This is a genomic window from Betaproteobacteria bacterium, from assembly GCA_016720855.1.
Classification (GTDB): Bacteria; Pseudomonadota; Gammaproteobacteria; order Burkholderiales; family Usitatibacteraceae; genus FEB-7.
This window is the reverse complement of the sequence record JADKJU010000002.1, coordinates 625343-644345: the sequence shown is the minus strand read 5'-3', so window position 1 is coordinate 644345 and position 19003 is coordinate 625343. Positions and strand designations below refer to the sequence as shown.

At 68.3% G+C, this 19003-nt stretch carries 18 protein-coding genes; 8 read left to right on the top strand and 10 right to left on the bottom strand.

All coding sequences use genetic code 11. The annotated features are described in order from the left end of the window. Positions 1 to 6: 6 nt before the first annotated feature. The 3 genes from IPP91_10120 to IPP91_10110 form a co-directional block, all read right to left on the bottom strand. Complete coding sequence (locus IPP91_10120; GenBank protein ID MBL0142427.1) at positions 7 to 1227, bottom strand: NAD(P)/FAD-dependent oxidoreductase; 1221 nt, start codon at positions 1225 to 1227, stop codon at positions 7 to 9. 93 nt (positions 1228 to 1320) lie between these two features. Further along, a complete protein-coding gene (locus IPP91_10115) occupies positions 1321 to 3216 on the bottom strand; it encodes a hypothetical protein (protein ID MBL0142426.1) in 1896 nt (631 codons plus the stop codon). Then, on the bottom strand, positions 3213 to 3587 hold the full coding sequence (locus IPP91_10110) for a helix-turn-helix transcriptional regulator (GenBank protein ID MBL0142425.1): 375 nt from the start codon (positions 3585 to 3587) through the stop codon (positions 3213 to 3215). The genes IPP91_10115 and IPP91_10110 overlap by 4 nt, the downstream gene beginning before the upstream one ends. Positions 3588 to 3751: 164 nt before the next feature. On the opposite strand from IPP91_10110, the gene IPP91_10105 reads away from it, so the two are divergent. The 4 genes from IPP91_10105 to IPP91_10090 are packed head-to-tail and all read left to right on the top strand — an operon-like array spanning position 3752 to position 8090. Continuing rightward, positions 3752 to 6538: a DUF349 domain-containing protein gene (locus IPP91_10105; GenBank protein MBL0142424.1), complete on the top strand. Its 2787-nt coding sequence runs from the start codon at positions 3752 to 3754 to the stop codon at positions 6536 to 6538. A 56-nt stretch (positions 6539 to 6594) separates the two neighbouring features. Beyond that, positions 6595 to 6891, top strand: a complete 297-nt coding sequence (locus IPP91_10100) for a hypothetical protein (protein ID MBL0142423.1) — start codon at positions 6595 to 6597, stop codon at positions 6889 to 6891. Beyond that, positions 6872 to 7219 (top strand): DNA-binding protein, encoded by a 348-nt coding sequence (locus IPP91_10095; protein MBL0142422.1) that lies wholly within the window; start codon positions 6872 to 6874, stop codon positions 7217 to 7219. The genes IPP91_10100 and IPP91_10095 overlap by 20 nt, the downstream gene beginning before the upstream one ends. A 4-nt stretch (positions 7220 to 7223) precedes the next feature. After that, entirely contained in the window at positions 7224 to 8090 is an 867-nt protein-coding gene (locus IPP91_10090; protein MBL0142421.1) for a fused MFS/spermidine synthase, read from the top strand. A 94-nt stretch (positions 8091 to 8184) separates the two neighbouring features. Here IPP91_10090 and groL read toward each other — a convergent pair whose 3' ends face one another. Beyond that, positions 8185 to 9843 carry a chaperonin GroEL gene (groL, locus tag IPP91_10085; protein MBL0142420.1) on the bottom strand — a complete coding sequence of 553 codons (1659 nt, stop codon included), beginning with the start codon at positions 9841 to 9843 and terminating at the stop codon, positions 8185 to 8187. Between the two features lie 34 nt (positions 9844 to 9877). Further along, entirely contained in the window at positions 9878 to 10165 is a 288-nt protein-coding gene (gene groES / locus IPP91_10080) for a co-chaperone GroES (GenBank protein MBL0142419.1), read from the bottom strand. A gap of 288 nt (positions 10166 to 10453) precedes the next feature. Between groES and IPP91_10075 the strand changes: the two genes are divergently transcribed. After that, the gene (locus IPP91_10075) at positions 10454 to 11008 is read left to right on the top strand and encodes a DUF3365 domain-containing protein (protein MBL0142418.1); all 555 of its coding nucleotides are present in this window, start codon (positions 10454 to 10456) and stop codon (positions 11006 to 11008) included. Positions 11009 to 11032: 24 nt separating this feature from the next. On the opposite strand, the gene IPP91_10070 is transcribed toward IPP91_10075, so the two are convergent. Both IPP91_10070 and IPP91_10065 read right to left on the bottom strand, forming a co-directional pair. Further along, positions 11033 to 11866, bottom strand: coding sequence for a GGDEF domain-containing protein (locus IPP91_10070; protein ID MBL0142417.1), 834 nt, complete (start codon positions 11864 to 11866; stop codon positions 11033 to 11035). A 66-nt stretch (positions 11867 to 11932) separates the two neighbouring features. After that, a complete protein-coding gene (locus IPP91_10065; GenBank protein ID MBL0142416.1) occupies positions 11933 to 12565 on the bottom strand; it encodes a diguanylate cyclase in 633 nt (210 codons plus the stop codon). A 221-nt stretch (positions 12566 to 12786) separates the two neighbouring features. On the opposite strand from IPP91_10065, the gene IPP91_10060 reads away from it, so the two are divergent. The 3 genes from IPP91_10060 to dacB are packed head-to-tail and all read left to right on the top strand — an operon-like array spanning position 12787 to position 15862. Continuing rightward, complete coding sequence (locus IPP91_10060) at positions 12787 to 13107, top strand: hypothetical protein (GenBank protein MBL0142415.1); 321 nt, start codon at positions 12787 to 12789, stop codon at positions 13105 to 13107. Positions 13108 to 13115: 8 nt separating this feature from the next. After that, positions 13116 to 14477 carry an adenosylmethionine--8-amino-7-oxononanoate transaminase gene (bioA, locus tag IPP91_10055; protein ID MBL0142414.1) on the top strand — a complete coding sequence of 454 codons (1362 nt, stop codon included), beginning with the start codon at positions 13116 to 13118 and terminating at the stop codon, positions 14475 to 14477. After that, entirely contained in the window at positions 14474 to 15862 is a 1389-nt protein-coding gene (gene dacB, locus IPP91_10050; protein ID MBL0142413.1) for a D-alanyl-D-alanine carboxypeptidase/D-alanyl-D-alanine-endopeptidase, read from the top strand. Before bioA ends, dacB begins: the two co-directional genes overlap by 4 nt. Positions 15863 to 15941: 79 nt before the next feature. Here the strand turns inward: dacB and ipdC are convergent, their stop codons facing one another. Genes ipdC through IPP91_10035 form a run of 3 tightly spaced genes read right to left on the bottom strand, consistent with a single transcriptional unit; the run spans position 15942 to position 18996 of the window. Then, complete coding sequence (ipdC, locus tag IPP91_10045; protein MBL0142412.1) at positions 15942 to 17588, bottom strand: indolepyruvate/phenylpyruvate decarboxylase; 1647 nt, start codon at positions 17586 to 17588, stop codon at positions 15942 to 15944. Between the two features lie 20 nt (positions 17589 to 17608). Continuing rightward, complete coding sequence (locus IPP91_10040) at positions 17609 to 18070, bottom strand: SCP2 sterol-binding domain-containing protein (GenBank protein MBL0142411.1); 462 nt, start codon at positions 18068 to 18070, stop codon at positions 17609 to 17611. Further along, the gene (locus tag IPP91_10035; GenBank protein ID MBL0142410.1) at positions 18067 to 18996 is read right to left on the bottom strand and encodes a U32 family peptidase; all 930 of its coding nucleotides are present in this window, start codon (positions 18994 to 18996) and stop codon (positions 18067 to 18069) included. Before IPP91_10035 ends, IPP91_10040 begins: the two co-directional genes overlap by 4 nt. Positions 18997 to 19003: the final 7 nt, after the last annotated feature.

Genomic DNA, 19003 nt, shown 5'->3' with positions numbered 1-19003 from the left:
GCCGCGCTAGGCGGCCTCTCCCGCGGCGTGGCCGGAGGCCCACGCCCACTGGAAGTTGAATCCCCCGAGGTGGCCCGTGACATCGACCACCTCGCCGATGAAATGGAGCCCGGGCACCGAGGTCGCCTCCATCGTCTTCGACGAGAGATCGCGCGTGTCCACGCCGCCCAGTGTCACCTCCGCCTTGTTGTAGCCGAGCGTCCCGGAGGGGCGCACGGGCCAGTCGCCCAGCATTTCCGCCGCTTCCGCGAGCGCCTTGTCGGACAGTTCCGCGATGGGCTTCGCCAGGTCGTGAGCCTCGCACCACGCCACCGCGAATCGCTTCGGAAGGCGTTCGCCGAGCCGCGTGGCGAGATGCGCCTTCGAGCGGCGGCTTTCCCCCAGCCAGGATACGATATCCGTTCCCGGCAGCAGGTTCACGTGCAGGGGATCGGCCGCGGACCCGTCCTGCCAGTAGGACGAAACCTGCAGGATCGCCGGGCCTGAAAGTCCTCGGTGCGTGAACAGGAGGCTTTCGCGAAACCGCGCGCCGCGGCAGGAGACCTCCGCATCCGCCGAGACGCCCGAGAGATCGCCATAGCGCGCGAGCGTTTCCGGGTCGAGGCTCAGGGGAACGAGCGCAGGCTTCGGCGGCACGACCGCCAACCCGAACTGCTGCGCCACCTTGTAACCGAAGGGCGTGGCGCCGATCTTCGGCACCGTGAGACCGCCGGTGGCGATGACCAGCGATGAGGCGAGGACAGCGCCGGCCGCGGTATCGACGCGAAAGCGCACCCCCTCCCGCTCCACGCCACGCACCTCGCAGGGCATGCGCCATTCGACGCTGCCCGCGTCGCATTCGGCCTTCAGCAGGTCGATGATCTGCGTCGCGCTCTCGTCGCAGAAAAGCTGCCCCAGCGTCTTCTCGTGATACGCGATGCGGTGCTTCTCCACGAGCGCAATGAAGTGCCGGGGCGTGTAGCGTGCCAGCGCCGAGCGGCAGAAGGGCGGGTTCTTCGAGAGGTATTCGGCGGGCGAGGCGTGCAGGTTGGTGAAATTGCAGCGCCCGCCCCCGGAAATGCGGATCTTCTCGCCGAGCTTCGGGTAGTGATCGACGAGGAGCACGCGCCGGCCGCGCTGCCCGGCCGTCGCGGCGCACATCATGCCGGCCGCGCCGGCGCCGATGACGACCACGTCGAAGGATATGGCGGGGTGGGGTGACAAGCCGGGCGTCGAGGGAATTGGCATGCCAGTGTAGCAAGGCGCGGAGCGAGGACCGCCCGTCCATGAAAAAAGGCCCGCCGAAGCGGGCCTTCCGGTGACGCGGGCGAATCCGCTCGCCTACATCTTTTCAGCCTCGTGGCAGGTGCCGCAGGCGTTGGTGTACGGGATCGGCATTGCCGCGCCCGGCGCCACGCCCTTCACGCCCTTGTTCGAAATGCGCGGCACGTCGAAGAGGTGCGAAGTGATGTCGTTCATCCAGTAGTTGGCGCCGCCCTTGCCGTCGATGCCCTTGCCGAACCCGGCGCCCGTCTGCATGGTCTTGGTCATGTGGCAGTCCACGCAGGCGATCTTCTTCGTGTGCTCCTCGCCCACCGTCTTGAGCGTGTGCGCCTTAATGTCCACCTTGTGGCAGCTGGCACACAGCGAGTCCTTGCCGTCGCGCACCGCGGCCTTCACCTGGTACTTGAGGCCGGACTTGCCGTGCGGGTCATGGCAGCTGGCGCAGTTGAGGATCTGGGTCTCGTTGATGTAGTGCCTGGAGCGCACCACGTCGGTGGCCTGCTGGTGGTGCGACTTGGAGTGCACGCCGTCGGGCCAGAAATCGCTCTGCGCCGCGTCCTCGCGCGAGGTGTGGTTGACCAGATACTCGTTGCGGCTGATGCCGGGGGTGAGCATCCGGTTTTCTCTGTTGATCGGCTGGTCGTTCTTCATCGTGCCCTGCGGACGGCTGTGGCACTGGTTGCAGATCACCATCGAGCGCTCGGAAGCCAGCTTCGCCGGGTTCACGATCATCGACGCCTTGCGCTTCAGGGGCGCCTTGGCATGCTCGGAGCCGGCGCCGTGGCAGTTCTCGCAGCCGATGTTCAGCTCGTTGGGCACGCCGTCACCGTCGATGTCCAGCTCGCCGTTCGGATCGTTGGCCGCGCCGGCAACGAGGTCGCCGCCGACCGTCGGCGTGAGCGAGTAGCCGTTGAAGTGGCAGGAGGCGCACTCCTTCTCGAAGGACTTCTTGACGGGCGGGTCCGTCAGCTTCTTCGTGGTCTCGTTGAAGAACCAGTCGGCATGGTAGTCGCGCCAAACCTTGCGCGAGCGGTCGGCCCACTCGGCCTTGCCTTCGGTGTTGTACTGCAGGAACGGATACGTGGAGGCGCCGACGCGCAGCAGGTAGCGCTGCTTGTAGAGGCCGCCGCCGTAGGTCATCTCGACCGGGTAGACGCGCGGCTTGTCGTTCGCGTCGCGCGCGTTCTCCATGCGGACCTTCAGCGAGCCGTCCTTGTCCGTGAAGAAGGTGGCCGTGTGGCTCAGGGAGGCCTTGTCGGCCGGCGCGGTGGTCGAGACCTGGTACTTGTCGAAGCCGCGGCCCTTGTCATAGGCGTAGAAGTAGAATTTCGTCCCGGCCTGGAGCTTCTTCAGCCCGTCGTTGAAGTTCGGGAAGCGCGAGAAGTCCTGCAGCTTGCTGGATTTTCCGATGACCGTGATGCCCAGCTTGTGCAGGGTCTTGCCCATGTCGACGTAGTCGTCGTGGCACTTCATGCACTTGGAGGTGCCGATGAAGGTCGCGTTGGCCGGGACCTTGCCGGACACCTGGATGGCCAGCGGCTTGGCAGCGAGTTCGGCCGTCGTCATCGATTTGTTGGTTAGCGTGCCGCCGGGCAGATGCTTCTCGTCGGCGGGCACGACGTACACGAAATACTTGCCGGCCGCCGCGCTCGGGAAGCTGAATTCGCCCTTGCCGTCGGTTTCCGCGTGCTGGTACTTGTCGCCGTTGGCGGCAATATTGTCGTCCATCGGCTCGTCGTCATCGACATCGCGGCGGATGTTGAAGGATGGCGCCTTCTTCATCTTCGCCACGTCGGCCGCGGGCACGAGAAAGACCGTCGCCCCGGAAATGGCCTGCCTGCCTCCGTCCGTCACCGTCCCGCCGATCGCCTGCGCCGACGCGCCAAGCGGCGTGAAAACGAGGATCGCGGTTGCCGCGATGCTGGTGATGCCCATGCCTGAATGCAATTTCATTGCCCTTCTCCCGTTTTCTTCATGGTTTTCCCGTCACGAGCCACCTTGTTCCGCGGCACGCTCGACAGCTCGTCCTCGAACAACTCCCTGAACAGCTCCCAGACCCTTCCCTTCGCCGCATTCAGTGCCTTCCTTCCGGCCGCAGTGGCGATGTACGTGCGCCGGTTGCGCTTGCCGACCTTCTCGACCGACGACTTCAGGTACCCGCCCCGCTCGAGCCCGTGCAGGATCGGGTACATCGTCCCGGGACCCAGCCGGTAGCCGTGGTGCGCGAGCTCGTCCATGATCCCCTGGCCGAAGATGGGTTCATGGCACGCGTGGTGCAGCACGTGCAAGCGGACCAGGCCGCCGTAGATTTCCTTCTCGCCCATTATCGAGTTTCGCTATCGAAGACCGATAGGATCGGGTCGAAGTGTACGGGGCGGTCCGGGAGCATGCAATGCGCCCGGCTGATTCAGATCAGTCCGGCAGGGATTATCATTCGGGTACAGCCCCCGTTCCGCGTGGGCCCCCCGTACCGACTCCCGCCCCCACCATGGTCACCCGGCTCTTCTCCCGCACCCCTCTTCACGAGCATCCCGAGGCCACGCAGCGCGTCCTGGGCGTGGCGCACCTGCCGCCGGATTCATCCGAACTCGCCTCGCTCGTCACCGGCGATCCAGCGCCCGAGGTGCGCACCGCCGCGGCGGAGCGGTGCACCAGCCTCGCCGCGCTCGGGACCGCCTGGGGAAAGGAAACGGACGCGGACATGCGCGCGGCGCTGGCCGCCGCGCTCGGCCGAGTGCTCGCGGCCACGACCGATGCAGCCGACGCCCGGGCCTTCCTGGCCGCGCCCGACTGCAGCGACGCGATCCGCAGCGACGTGGCGCGGCACGCGAAGGATGCCGAGCGGCGCCTCGTCGCGATCGCCGGCATTCGGGACGAACCGCTGCTCGTCGACCTGGCGCTGGCGGGCGGCCACGCGGAAACGCGGCTCGCGGCGGCCGAGTGCGTCCGCTCTCCCGAGGGCCTGCGCGCGCTCGTCGAGGCGGCGAAGAACAAGGACCGCGGCGTCGCCCGTCTCGCGAAGCAGCGCCTGGAGGCGATGAAGGACCGCGAGGGCCAGGCCTGCGAGGCCGACGCGATCCTCGCGCAACTGGAAGCGCTCGCCGGCACGCCCGGCCCCATCCTCACGGCGGTCGTTGACCTGAATCGCCGCTGGCAGGCGCTGGACATGCACGAGGACGCGACCCGGCTCGAGCGCTGCGAGGCGGCGCGCCGGGCCCTGCAGGCGCGGTTCGACCGCGAGCAGGTCGAGCAGGCGGCGCGCGCGCGCTTCGCGCGTCGCGTGAACGACTGGATCGCGAACCTCTCCTCTCCCGACGGGCCGGAGGCGCTTACCGATCTTCGCACGGAACTCGCTGCGCTGGGCGAAGAGGCACGCGGGCTGGGCGACGAGGCGGTGCAGTCCCGGCTTGCCGCGGCGCGGGCCCGCCTCGATGCCTGGGAGCAGGAACTGCGGGCGCTGGCCGGCGCCGAGGCGCTGGTGGTCGAAGCCGAGCAACTGGCCGCCGATACGTCGGTGGACAACGCGCAACTGCCGGAGCGCTGGCAGGCGCTCGACCGCGCCATCCGCACGCCCGCCCTCACCCGCCGCTTCGAGGCGGCGCTCATGGTCATCGAGCAGCGCCGGCTCGGCCATGCGCAGGCCGCTCGCGAGGAAGCGAGCGTGGTGCAGGATCGCGTCCACGCCCTGCTGCTCGTGGCGGAGCAGGCGCTGGCCGCGGGCCAGGTGCACGCGGCGCGTGCCGCGGTGGACGAGATGAAGGCGATCAAGTCCGATGCCGCGGCGTTGCCGAAGCCGGCCCAGCAGCGCATGGGCCGTATCGGCCAGCAACTGGGCGAGCTGGAGCGCTGGGAATCGTTCGGCCAGCAGAACGCGCGCGTGCAGCTGTGCGAACGCGCGGAGACGCTCGTCACGCAGCCGCAGGACGCGTCGCGCACCGCCGCCGAGGTGAAGAAGCTTCGCGACGAGTGGAAGGCGCTCGACGCGCAACACGCCGGCGTGCCCCGTTCGCTTTGGGAACGCTTCGACGGCGCCTGCGAAAAGGCCTACGCGCCCGCCGCCCGGCATTTCGCCGAGCTGGCGGCGCAAAGGAAACTCGCGCGCAAGCAGCGCGAGGAGTTCATCGTCGCCGCCGGCGCGCATGTGCCCACCCTGCTGGGCGAGACGCCGGATCCGCGCGCCATCGAGCGCTGGCTACGCGAAACGGACCGCGCCTGGCGCGAGGGGGAACTGGGCAGTGTCGATCCCGGCGCGTGGAAGAAGCTCGACGCCCGCCTCAAGGAAGCGCTCGCCCCGTTGCGCGCAACGCTTTCCGGCGCGCGCGAAGAGGCGAAGAACGGCCGCCTGGCGCTGATCGCGGAAGTCGAGGCGCTGCTGCCCCGGGCGATGGAACGCGAGGCCCCCTCGCTGGTGAAGGCCATCCAGGCGCGCTGGCAGGAGCATTCCAAGGCGCACCCGCTGGCGCAGCGCGACGAACGGGCGCTGTGGGAACGATTCCGCGCCGCGTGCGATGGCGTGTTCGAGGCGCGCCATGCGAAGCGCAAGGAGGAGGACGGCCGCAAGACGGAAGGCCGCCGCACGCTCGAGGACACGTGCGCGCAGCTCGAACAGCTGGCAAAGGCGACCGACAGGGACGAGAAGGAAGCTCGCACCGCGCTGCGTGACCTGCAGGATCGCTGGCGGGCAGGCACGCGCGGGGCGGACCCGGGGTTACGCGCGCTCGAAGGAAGATTCAGGAGCGCGGTGAAGGACGTGGAAGCGTCGCTCTCGGCCCGGGTTCGCTCCCGCGAGGCCGCGGTGTGGAAGACGCTCGACGAGAAGGACCGCCTGTGCGGTGAACTCGAGGCCGCCCTGCTCGCCGATGCCGGGGCCGCATCGCCCGAAGCCGCGAAGGAACGCTGGAGCGCCATGCCCGAGCTGCCTGCCGCGTGGGAAAAGAAGATGGCTGCGAGGCGCGACGCCGCGCTCGCCGCGCTGGTGGAAGCCTCCACCGCCGGGCAGTACCGGCCTCGCATCGAGCGGGGCAGCCAGGCGCGGCGCGAAGGGCTCCTCGAGCTGGAAATGGCGCTCGGCCTCGAAAGTCCCGCCGAGCTCCAGCCGCAGCGCCTGGCCCTGCAGGTGAAGCTGCTGAAGGAACGCTTCGGCGGCGGCGCCGCGGCCGGTGGCGGCACGGCAGGCGATCGCCTCCTCGCCTGGTGCGCCCAGCCGGGCGTGGCCGACGGGAGCGACCGCGAGCGGCGTGACCGCGTGTTCTCGGCGATGGGACAAGCGCGCTGAAGGGCTCTGTGTTGGAGTAATTGACAACACCTGGATGTGTTGTTATTCTCTCCAACATGAAAGCCGTCGCGCTGGTCCTCCATCGCGTCGTTCTCGAGGAGGATGCCTTCGCCGAGATTGCCCTGTGGCGCGTTCCGCGTCCGGTGGAGCCCTCGACACGTGGCTACAAGTGCAGGCTGGCCTATGTCGTCGCCGGCAAGTGCGTGGTGCTGTACGACAACGAACGCGGCAAGGGCGATCATCGGCACTTCGGCAGGGCCGAACGATCCTATGCGTTCTCCTCGCCCGGCAAGTTGATGGCCGACTTCCGCGCAGACATTGAAAGGTGGAACCGTGAAAACCGTCGTTCTTGAAGTTCGATCCCTGGCCACGACGCTGGAGGATGCGACCCTCGCCATGAAGACCGGGCGCGCCGAACGCGAGGCACGCATCGGGTTCGCGACTCCCGAGTTGCTTTGGAAGGTCCTGACAGCCAAGCGATGGGAGCTTCTCAAGGCCCTGTGCGGCGCCGGCCCCGTTTCAATCCGCGAGGCAGCGCGGCGCGTGGGTCGCGACGTCAAGGCGGTACACGGCGACGTAACGGCGCTGCTGAAGGCCGGCGTGCTGAACCGAACCGGGGACGGAAGCGTGGAATTTCCCTTCGAGGCAGTCAAGGTCGAGTTCATGCTGCAGGCGGCGTAGCCCGATGCTGGAACTGCCGAACCCCTTCGCCAACGAAGGCGGCGTGATCCGCCTGCTCGAGGCGGACGACTGCGACCGCGAAGCGACACTGGATCGCGTGCTCGCCCGGACCTATTCGAGGCCGTTCGTCATCGAGGACGACGGGGCGCGCTGCCTGTACTTCACTCGCGCCTTCATCCAGAGCGAGATGCGGCTGGCGGATCCTTTCGCGCTCGAGTTCGCCTACACCCGCAAGATGATGGGGTTCCTGCTGTTCCTGCCCGACCCGCGCGCGATCCTGCTGCTGGGCCTGGGCGGAGGCTCGCTCGCCAAGTATTGCCATCGGCACCTGCCTGCCGCACGCATCACGGCGGTCGAGATCGACCCCGACATCCTCGCGTTCCGCGACCAGTTCCTGGTCCCGCCGGACGATGCGCGCTTCACGGTGGCGCTGGCCGACGCGGCAGGCTACGTTGCCCAGTGCGAGGAAAAGCCCGAAGCCGTGCTGGTGGACGCCTTCGACCGCGACGGCGTTGCGCCCTCCCTGTGCACGCGCGAATTCTACGAGGACGTGCGCGGCATTCTCTCGAAGCGCGGCGTGATGGTGGCCAACCTCGTGGGCGAGAAGGCCGAGAGACTCGCGCACCTCGCCATGATCCGCACCGTCTTCGCCGGCAACGTGATCCTGCTCCCCATCGCGGACGACGGAAACCATGTCGCCTTCGCCTTCCGCGACCCCGCCTTCGAGCCGCGCTGGCGCTGGATCGACGGGCAAGCCAAGGCGATGCGCGCGCGCTACGGGCTCGACTTTCCGAAGTTCGCCGGCAAGCTCGAAAAGAGCTGCAGGCTGGGTTACCTGCGGCGCGAGCTGCCCGACGGCCGCACCGGCTGAGCCCGGCGGGCACAAGAAAAAGGCCCGCCGAAGCGGGCCTTTCGTTTTCCTCACCCCCGACTGCTCTCCTGAAGGAGCGGGGAGAGGAGGCGGGTTACATGTCCATGTCGCCCATGCCACCCATCCCGCCCATGCCGCCCATGCCGCCGCCGCCCATGCCGCCGCCCTTGTCTTCCTTGGGCGACTCGGCAACCATCGCGTCGGTCGTGAGCATGAGAGCCGCGACGGAAGCCGCGTTCTGGAGAGCGCAGCGCGTGACCTTGGTGGGATCGAGAACGCCCATCGCCACCATGTCGCCGTACTCGCCGGTCTGGGCGTTGTAACCGTAGTTGCCCTTGCCTTCGAGGACCTTGTTCACGACCACGGAGGGCTCGTCACCCGCGTTGCGGGCGATTTCGCGCATCGGCTGCTCGACGGCACGCAGCACGATCTTGATGCCGGCATCCTGGTCGGTGTTGTCGCCCTTGACCTTTTCGATCGCGGCCTTGCAGCGCAGCAGCGCCACGCCGCCGCCCGGGACGATGCCTTCTTCCACGGCAGCGCGCGTCGCGTGCAGCGCGTCTTCCACGCGGGCCTTCTTCTCCTTCATCTCGACTTCGGTGGCGGCGCCGACCTTGATCACCGCAACACCGCCGGCGAGCTTGGCCACGCGCTCCTGGAGCTTTTCCTTGTCGTAGTCGCTGGTGGCTTCCTCGATCTGGGCGCGGATGGTCGCCACGCGCGCCTTGATCTGGTCTTCCTTGCCGGCGCCATCGATGAGCGTGGTGTCTTCCTTGGCCACTTCGATGCGCTTGGCCTTGCCCAGGTCCTTCAGGGTCACGTTCTCGAGCTTGAGCCCGAGCTCTTCGGCGATCACCGTGCCGCCCGTCAGGATGGCGATGTCCTCCAGCATGGCCTTGCGGCGGTCGCCGAATCCCGGTGCCTTGACGGCGCAGGTCTTGAGGATGCCGCGCAGGTTGTTCACGACGAGCGTCGCGAGCGCCTCGCCATCGACGTCTTCGGCGACGATGAGGAGGGGACGCCCGGCCTTGGCCACCTGCTCGAGCACCGGCAGGAGGTCGCGGATGTTGGAGATCTTCTTGTCGTGCAGGAGGACGAACGGGTCCTCGAGGATGGCGATCTGGCGATCCGGATTGTTGATGAAGTACGGGGAGAGGTAGCCGCGGTCGAACTGCATGCCTTCCACGATGTCCAGCTCGTTGTCGAGCGACTTGCCGTCCTCGACCGTGATCACGCCTTCCTTGCCGACCTTCTGCATGGCATCGGAGATGATCTTGCCGATGTTCTCGTCGGCATTGGCGGAGATGGAGCCGACCTGGGCGATCTGCTCATTGGTCTCGCACTTCTTGCTCAGCTTCTTCAGCTCCTCGACGGTGGCGAGTACGGCCTTGTCGATGCCGCGCTTCAGGTCCATCGGGTTCATGCCGGCGGCCACGTACTTCATGCCCTCGGCCACGATCGACTGGGCGAGCACGGTCGCGGTCGTGGTGCCGTCACCGGCGATGTCGGAGGTCTTGGAGGCGACTTCCTTCACCATCTGCGCGCCCATGTTCTCGAACTTGTCCTTCAGCTCGATTTCCTTCGCGACCGACACGCCGTCCTTGGTGACGGTGGGGGCGCCGAAGGAGCGCTCGAGAACCACGTTGCGGCCCTTGGGGCCCAGGGTGACTTTCACCGCGTCGGCGAGAATGTTCACGCCGGCGACCATGCGAACGCGCGCATGTTCCTTGAATTTGACGTCTTTGGCAGCCATGGTTGTTCCTCTTCGAATGATTGGGGGGAAGCGATCAGGCCACGACGGCCATGATGTCTTCTTCGCGCATCACGAGCAGCTCCTCGCCGTCGATCTTGACGGTGGTGCCCGAGTACTTGCCGAAGAGGATCTTGTCGCCGACCTTGACGTCGACGGGGAAAAGCTTGCCCTCGTCGTTCTTCTTTCCGGGGCCGATCGCCATCACCTCGCCCTGGTCGGGCTTCTCGGCGACGGTGTCGGGAATCACGATGCCGGAGGCGGTCTTGCGCTCCTCTTCCAGGCGCTTGACGATCACACGGTCATGCAGGGGACGCAGTTTCATTGCTGGACTCCTCGGTTGTCTGAGTGTTTCGGAAGGGCATTCAGGGAGTGGCTCCCCGACGCGAATAAGGCGGGCATTAGCACTCACCCGCAGCGAGTGCTAATAATAAGGCCGCTGCGGCCCAAGTTCAAGAGCGGCAGGCTGCAGAACGCTCGGAGTGTGCGCTCACAGTCGCTGGTGGGGTTGCTCAAAGGAGGTATTGCCGGACACCGCGTGGAGAGCGCCAGATGAAGGCGCCGCCGGGTCGCGTGCCAGGCGGCCCCTTTCGACCCTCCCCCGGACCCCGCCATGAAGAAGACCCTGCTCGCCACCGTTCTGCTCGCCGCGCTCCCCGCATTCGCCTCCGACCTCCTCCCGGAAGCCCGCAAGGTCGCCGGCGCCCTGCCCCCAAAACTGCTGGCCGTCCTGAGCGTCGAGATCGAGAAAGGCGGGCCGGAGGGCGCCATCTCGGTCTGTCGCGACAAGGCGCCGCAACTTGCGAAGGCGGCCTCCGAGGAATCGGGATGGGCCGTGCGCCGCGTGAGCCTGAAGAACCGCAACCCGAAGGCGACTCCCGACGCCTGGGAGCGCGCCGTGCTCGAGGACTTCGACCGTCGTGCCGCGGCAGGCGAGAACCCGGCCACGCTCGAAAAGGGTGAGGTCGTCGCCGAAGGCGGGCAGAAGTCCTACCGCTACATGAAGGCGTTGCCTACCCAGGAGCTCTGCCTGGGCTGTCATGGCGATCCTGCGGCGATGAAGCCCGCCGTGCGCGAGAAGCTGGCCGCGCTCTACCCGCAGGACAAGGCCGTGGGCTACCGCACGAAGGAGATCAGGGGCGCAATGACGCTGAAAAAGCCCCTTTGAACGCCGCGGCCGGCGCAGCAGCGGTCAATCTGCCTGCGCTTCGGCGAATCCGGTGCCGGTCTTGGCCAGGGCGGCATGGCTCTCGGCCAGCGCCAGGAGAGTGCCGCCGGAGATCACGGAGGCGCCCCGGTAGATGACCAGCCCGGCAGCGACGTCCGTCGCCGCAAGCCGCAGGTTGGTGACCAGGACATCGCGCAGCCGTTCGTAAACGAGAGTGGGCTCCGGCTCCTTGCATTCGATCAGGAGGACCGCGAAGTGCCGGTCCGCGATTCTCGCCACGGAGTCCACCTCGCGGGCTTGCGCCTGCAGCGAGCGGACGGCAGCGGCCAGGTGGCCGGCCGCCTGGCCGCGAACCTCCGCGATGTCGAACAGCAGAAGCGCCAGCGGCCGGCGATAGCGCCGGGAGCGCCGCACCTCGGAGTCCAGGATCCGATCGAACTCGCGGCGCGACAGGGCGCCGGTTTCGCCGTCCACCCGCGCCGTCGCGCGAAGCCCTTCCATGAACCTGCGATGACGCGTGAGGACATGGGCCACGAACAGGTACAGGCCGAAGGTCGAGCCGATTTCCCACGCCAGGGCGCCGAGCGTGCTTTCCATGCCCCGGGAGGCCAGGGCCACGAATGCCCACGACAGGCCCGTGGCGGCCGCGATCGCGTAGCCGGCACGCGCCCCGAGGGTCCACGCCGCGATGCCGACGGGAACGAGGTAGAAAAGTTGCAGCGAAACGCCTTTCCCGGAGACGAAATCGAACAGCAGGATGGCCGGCACGAGCATCGCGAGCAACAGCAGGCCCGATCGCTGGCCGAGAGACCACGACGAGCCGATGACCAGATCGTGATCACCCGGTGTGAGGGACATGGGGCGCCTGGAAGGGAAATGCCAGCCGCATCATGACATTGTTGCCGCCCCGGTAGCTGCCGGCGGTCAACTCACCAGCTTGTCGCTCCGGCCGAACTGGTACACCACGCGCCGTGCTGCGCCGGGCCTCGTCGGCGCCGCCAGCATCGGGCAGGGGGGATTGCGGTACCCGCCTTCCTGCAAGGTCGTATCGTCCGCGATGTCCGCCCACACGCCGCCGCGAACAGGGCGGAACATCCACTGCACGTAGCCCGATCGCCCGGCGGCATCGATGAGTTCCTCTCCGTCCGGCACCTCGGCCACGATGGGCAACTGGCCTTCGAGGGTGATGGGGAGATTCCCGAAGGCGCCCATGCACTCCAGGGACTCCTGTGCGCTCGAGCCGGGACGAATGAACGGGGGCGCCTCGCGGCGAGCCAGATCCCACGAGCCCAGCTCCCAGGCCACGTCGAGCACCGCGTTCTCGAGCTCCTCGAGGCGATCCCAGCGCTCGTTCACCTGCAGCGCCGAGCTGGGCACCGGCTGGTAGGCGACGACGTTCGCATCGGTCACGTCCGCGAGCCTCGTCTCGACGAAGCCGTGCCAGTGCAGCGTGAGGACAAAGGGCGTGTTGGCCCAGGGAACCGCGGCCACGCTCACGCCCACGAGCGGCAGGCGGTTGGCGATGAGCTGCGTCTCGATGCGGTCGAGCAGTTGCATGGTCCGGTTCCTCGTCGGGTTCGAAAGAAAGGGGCCGCAAAAACCGATCACTACCGGTGAGGCAGGCTGCGTACGCGTAGCCTTTCTCGCACGGAATTCCCGGCGCGTGTTGCTAGCACTCGGGCTGGATGGATGCCAGCGCCAGGCACTCGCTCCACAGCAGTCCGCCCAAGGCAGGATAAAATGCCGGGAAACCCGCCGCGTCGAGGAGTCCGGGACACATGCCACTGCTGGGACCCAGAGAGAAGAGCGAGCTGGAGAGGTTGATCCTCGAACGGCTTACCGAGTACTGGAACGCGCACGGTTCCGTTGACCTCCTTGCGCCCGGCGTAAGCCTCGCCCTCGACACGAAAGGCCCCACGATCGACGTGGCGGGCACGGGGGACGCCCTGGCGAGCGTGGAAATCCGGACGCTGTTCACCGCGTTGTGCCACTTGTCGTCCGACGGACCCGGGTCGCTTCCCCGCGACAGCCTCGGCTCGCTCGCTACGGAGGCCACCAGCGCCCTGGCCGCGCAGGTCAACCGCCTCGTAGCCGGCTGAGCCGCCCCTTGGCCAACCGCGACATCGTCCGCCGCAGCCTCGCCGCGGTGTGGCATCCCTGCACGCAGATGAAGCAGCACGAGCGCTTCCCGCTGGTGCCGGTGGCGCGCGCAAGCGGCGCGTGGCTCGAGGACTTCGAGGCAAACCGTTTCGTCGATGGCGTGAGTTCCTGGTGGGTGAATCTGTTCGGGCATTCGCATCCCGCCATCAACGCGGCCATCGCCGGCCAGCTCGAAACGCTGGAACACGCCATGCTCGCGGGGTTCACGCACGAGCCGGTCGTGCAGCTCTCCGAACGCCTGGCGAAGCTCGCGCCCGGCAGGCTCGGCCACGCCTTCTACGCCTCCGACGGGGCCTCGGCCACGGAGATCGCGCTCAAGATGGCCTGCCATTACCAGGCCAACCGCGGGCGGCCGGACCGCAACCAGATCGTGTACCTCGAAGGCGGTTACCACGGCGAGACACTCGGCGCGCTTTCGGTGACCGACGTGCCGGCGTTCCGCGAGGCGTATTCCGCGTTGCTTCGCCGCAACCTCGTCACCCCGTTTCCCGCGCGCCACGCCGGCAGCAAGGAATTCCAGGGCGAGAACAGCGCCATCGAGGCCGCGCAGGCGCTCGCGAAGCTGCTGGAGTCGAAAGAGGACTCCATCGCCGCGATCATCGTCGAGCCGATGGTGCAGGGGGCGAGCGGCATGCGCATGTACCACCCGCTGTTCCTGCGCCACGCGCGGGAACTCGCGACGAAGCACGGCATCCTTCTCATCGCCGACGAGATCATGACCGGGTTCGGGCGGACGGGAACGATGTTCGCGTGGGAGCAGGTGTTTGCCTCACCCCCGACCTCCCTGCTGAAGGAGCGGGGAGAGTCTGGCCCGGACCTGATGTGCCTGTCGAAGGGCATCACGGGGGGATACCTTCCGCTGTCCTGCGTCCTGTCGACCGACGAGGTGTACGGCGCCTTCTACGACGACTCGGCGGCCCGCGCGTTCCTGCATTCCCACTCCTACACCGGCAACCCGCTCGCGTGCCGTGCGGCGTGCGCGGTGCTCGACCTCTTCGAAGAGGGGCGCGTGCTCGACGCCAATCGCGTGAAGGCCGCGCGTTTCGACGCGATCGCGGCCCCGCTCGCGAAGCACCCGGCGGTGCGCAACTGGCGGCGCCTGGGCATGATCTGGGCCTTCGAGGTCGCGGCCGTCGATCCGGAATTCTCGCAGCGCGCCTTCGAGATCGCGATGCGGCATCGCGCGCTCCTGCGCCCCATCGGCAACACCGTCTATTTCATGCCGCCCTACGTGACGGACGAGGAGGCTTTCGCAGTCCTCGTGGAAGCCGGCACCGCGATCGCCGACGAATTGGGTCATCCGGAATGAGGCCGGCCCTCGCCGCCCTGCTTCTCGCGCCCTTCCTCGCCGCCGCGCAACTGCCCGCCCCCGTCCGCGAGGCGCTCGCCCGCGCAGGAGTTCCCGAATCCGCCGTGGGCGCAGTGGTCGAGCCGGTGGCTGGCGGCAAGCGCCTCGTGGCGCACCAGGCGGCCCGGCCCCTGAACCCCGCCTCCGCGATCAAGCTCGTCACGACCTTCGCCGGCCTCGACCTACTGGGCCCCGCCTACACCTTCAAGACCGATGTCCTCGTGACCGGCGAAGTGGCCGGGGGCACGCTCGCGGGCGACCTGGTGCTCAAGGGCGGCGGCGACCCCAAGCTCACCTACGAGCGCCTGTGGCAGCTTGTCCGGCAGCTTCGCGCCCGAGGGCTTCGCGATATCCGTGGCGACGTGATCCTCGACCGCTCGTTCTTCGCGCCCGTGGCGCACGACCCGGCGAAATTCGACGGCGAGACGCGTCGTGCCTACAACGTGGGGCCCGACGCCCTGCTCGTGAACTTCAAGGCCATCGACTTCCGCTTCGTTCCCGAGGAGGCCGGCGTGCGCGTGGTGGGCGAGCCCGACTTCCCGAACGTGGAGATCGCGAGCCGCGCAAGGCTCGTGAAGGAGCCGTGCAACAACTGGCGGCGCGGGCTCAAGGTGGAGGTGGAGGAGCACGGGCTGCTCGCCACCGTGGTGTTCTCGGGCACGTATCCCGCCGAATGTGGCGAGAAGACGTGGCCGCTGTCGGTGTTCGACCCCGATCGCTACGCCGAAGCCGCGTTCCGCTGGATCTGGAGCGAGACCGGGGGGCGGTTCAGCGGCAAGGTGCGCGCCGGCACCGCACCCGCCAATGCCGTGCTCTTTCACCGCTTCGAGTCGGAACCGCTCGCTGCCCTCATCCGCGACATCAACAAGTACTCCAACAACGTGATGGCGCGCCAGCTCTTCCTAACCCTCTCGGCGCAGAAGACGGGCTTGCCGGGCGAGGCGGCGGCGAGCGAGCGCATCGTGCGGGAGTGGCTCGCAGCCAAGGCAGTGCCCGTCCCGGGACTCGTGCTCGAGAACGGATCGGGGCTCTCGCGCGCCGAGCGCATCTCCGCCGAATCGCTCGCCGCGCTCATGCGCGCCGCGTGGGCGAGCCCCGTGATGCCGGAACTCGTCTCGTCGCTCTCGCTCTTTGCCGTCGACGGCACCTTCAAGTCGAAGACAGGCTCGTTCGCGGGCCAGGCCCACCTCAAGGGTGGCACGCTCACGGGCGTGCAGGCCGTGGCCGGCTTCGTGATGGACGCGAAGGGCGAGCGGTGGGTGGTGGTGATGATCGTGAACCACGACAACGCCAACCGTGCGCAGGGTGCGCTGGACGCCCTCGTGGAGTGGACCTGGAAGAGATAACGGGGTCAGGTGACTTTGCACTGAAAACAAGCTGCCGCCATTGCTTGTTTCTCGTGCAAAGTAATCCGAACCCGCCATCTCAGCCCTGCAGGCGCGCGACGGCGTCGGCAAAGCGCCGCAGCGCCGGCGACAACGCCCCCGGCGCGATACGCACGTCGAGGAGGTGGAAGCGCCCCGGCCGCGTTATCGCCGTCTCCAGCGCCTGCGCGAGTTCCGCGCGAGTGCGCACGAGATGCCCGGCTCCGCCGAGCGCGTCCGCCACCCGCGCCAGGTTCCACGTGCCCAGAGCGTTGTAGTGCGCATCGGGCCGGAATGCAGACAGCATCCCCCAGCCGCCGTTGTTGAGAACAACCACCACCGGGTCCCATCCGTGACGCGCGCAATGCCCGAGTTCCATGCCCGTCATCTGGAAGGCCCCGTCGCCCACCAGCACGAGGGGACGCCGACCACTCGCGGCCTGAACGCCGAGGCCCGCCGGGACGCCAAAGCCCATGGTCGCGTAATAGCCCGGGGCCACATGGTCGGTCTGCTGCAGGTCCATGGCGGTGAAGAGGCAGTCCCCGACGTCGGTCGCCACCGGCATGCGGCCGTGCGTATCCATCGCGTCGTTGAGCGCGCGCGATACGTCGAGGGGCTGGACCGCCGCCGCGTCCCGCACGAGGCCGCGCGGCGGCTCCACCGGCGACACGGCCTGCGCCGACGCGAGCGGCTGCGCGCGCTCGAGCAATGCCTCCACCAGCGAGGCGAGGGGCATGTCGGCATAGGTGTGAAACCCGAGCGTCACGCGCCCGTCCAGCGCCTGGATCGCGTGCCGCAGGTCCACGCGCCGCGCCGAGACGCCGAAGTTGGTATCGCACACGATGACGCCGAGCAGCAGCAGGCCATCGGACTCCTCGACCAGCGCCGAGACTTCCGGGATGCCCGCGAGGCCGAGATAGGTGCCCACGAGCGGCGCGTCGGCATTCTCGAGCAGCCCGCGGCCCATGAGCGTCGTGACGACGGGAATGGCCAGGCGCCGCGCGAGCGCGGCGACCTGCGGCTCCAGCCCGAAGCGGCGCACCTCGACGTCCACCATGAGCACCGGGGAACGCGCCGCCCCGAGCCGCCCCAGGATCTCGTCCGCGCAGGCCGCCAGCGCCTCCCGATCCACCGGCGGGGCCGGCTCCGCCTGCGCCGGCGCACACGGGGCGTTCACCGTGTCGCGCGGCAGTTCCACGTAAACGGGTCGCGAGTAGCGCTGCGCGGAGGCGAGCACCCGCGCGATCTGCGCGCCGGCGGTGGCCGGGTCATCCAGCCGCGCCTGGTCGCAGGTCACGTGGCGGAACATCTCGTACTGCGACTCGATCGTCTTCGCCTGGTGATGCAGCAGCAGGCCCGAGCCGCGCTCGTGCGCCCCGGGCGCGCCGGAGATCACCACCACGGGCGACTTCTCCGCGAACGCCGATGCCACCGCGTTCACGATGTTGAAGGCGCCGGCCCCGTACGTGACTGCGGCGATGGAGGGCGCGCAGCGCATACGCGCCGCGGCATCGGCGGCGAATCCCACCGCCGGCTCGTGCGACAGCGTATAGAGGGGAAGCCGACCGTCCGCTTCGACCGCATCGAAGAAGGGCAGGGCGAAATCCCCGGGAATGCCGAAGATCTCGCGGGCGCCGACGCCCGCCAGCGCGCCCAGCAGCTCCGTCGCGACCGAATGCCGCCCATGCGTTCGCGATGGAGTGCTCATGCGCGAGCGCTCCGCCGTCTTCAGCGCGTTCCCGGACCGATGACCTTCATCGCCCGCTTGAGGAGCCCGCGCGTGCGCGGGATGTCGATCGTGTCCATCGTGTTCTTCACCAGGAGCGCGATTTCGGTGTCGCCCTCGACCACGAGCCGGCGGTTGAAGAAGAGCGTGTCCGGGTCCGCCTCGCGGGCGGCGAGCGCGGCGTAATCCCACGCCACGGCGCGGAACCGCAGCACCGGCTCGGCGGCGTTTGCCACCGGCACGAAGCGCCGGTTGCGGACGCGGAACAGGAGCTCGACGCCGGCGTCCTCGACGACGATGGCAAAGGTGTGGCCCTCGAGGCGCTCCAGCACATCGTCCGGGAACTTGCGGCGAAGCGTGAGGTTCAGCCCCGTTGCGAAGGCGATCGAAGCCGGGAAGCGCGGCAGGCGCCTGGCGACGGCACGAACCGGCGCCGGCAGGCGGCGGGCAACAGTTGCGTTCATGGGCGTTCCTCCATTTCGGGGACGTGTTCGCGAACGCGTCCCCAATCCGAGACGATGCCGGGCTTGCCGTGCCAGTAACCGTCGCAGGCGGCGGCGGGCATGACCGGCGCGAGCCGCGCCGCCGCTTCGCCCGGACCGACGGCGCCCGAAAGCAGGGCGCGAAAGATTGCGACGACCTCGCCGGTGCCGCGAGACTGCGGCGAGAGGCGCAGGATGCCCACACCGGCGGCGCGCGCTTCATCCACGAAGGGCGCCAGGCTGTGCACGCTGGCCGACTGCGTCTGCACCCCGTTCAGCACCAGGAAGTGCTCCGCGTCCTGCGTATCGAGCGCCAGGCCGTCGGGATGGTCGATGCAGCGGAACTCGCAGTGATCCTTGGTGAGATTGTTGTAGCGCGCCGTGAAGCAGCGCGCCGACACCGCCAGCGGCAGGCGCCCGTACGCGAAGACCTCCGTCTCGAAGTCCGCGGGCCCCTCGGCCACGACGGCCGCGATGCCATCGCGGGACAGCTCCACGGGTGCCACCCATCGTGTCGCGCCCAGGTCCGCCAGCAGCCGAAGCGTGCCTGCGTTGTAGACGTTGAGGAAGGGTCCGGCGACGAACGGGGCTTTTCCCGCCAGCGCCCGCACCGCAGCCATGTCGTTCGCCTCGACGCGGAAGACGCCGTTGTCCGCCACCGCGTGCATGGTGCGAAGGTCCGCGTCGCTTTCTAGGAGTTCGCCGGTGGACAGCACCACTTCCTTCCCGGCGCGGGCAAGGTCCTCTCCGATCGCGATCCAGTCGGCGAGCTTCAGCTCGCGGCGGCGCGAACACACCGTCTCGCCCAGGTAGACGGTTTCCACCGGCCAGCCCGCCGCTTCGCGATAGAAAGCGAGCACGGTCTCGCGCGGCCAATAGTAGAGAAGGGGGCCGAGGGCGAGCTTCATCGTCTTC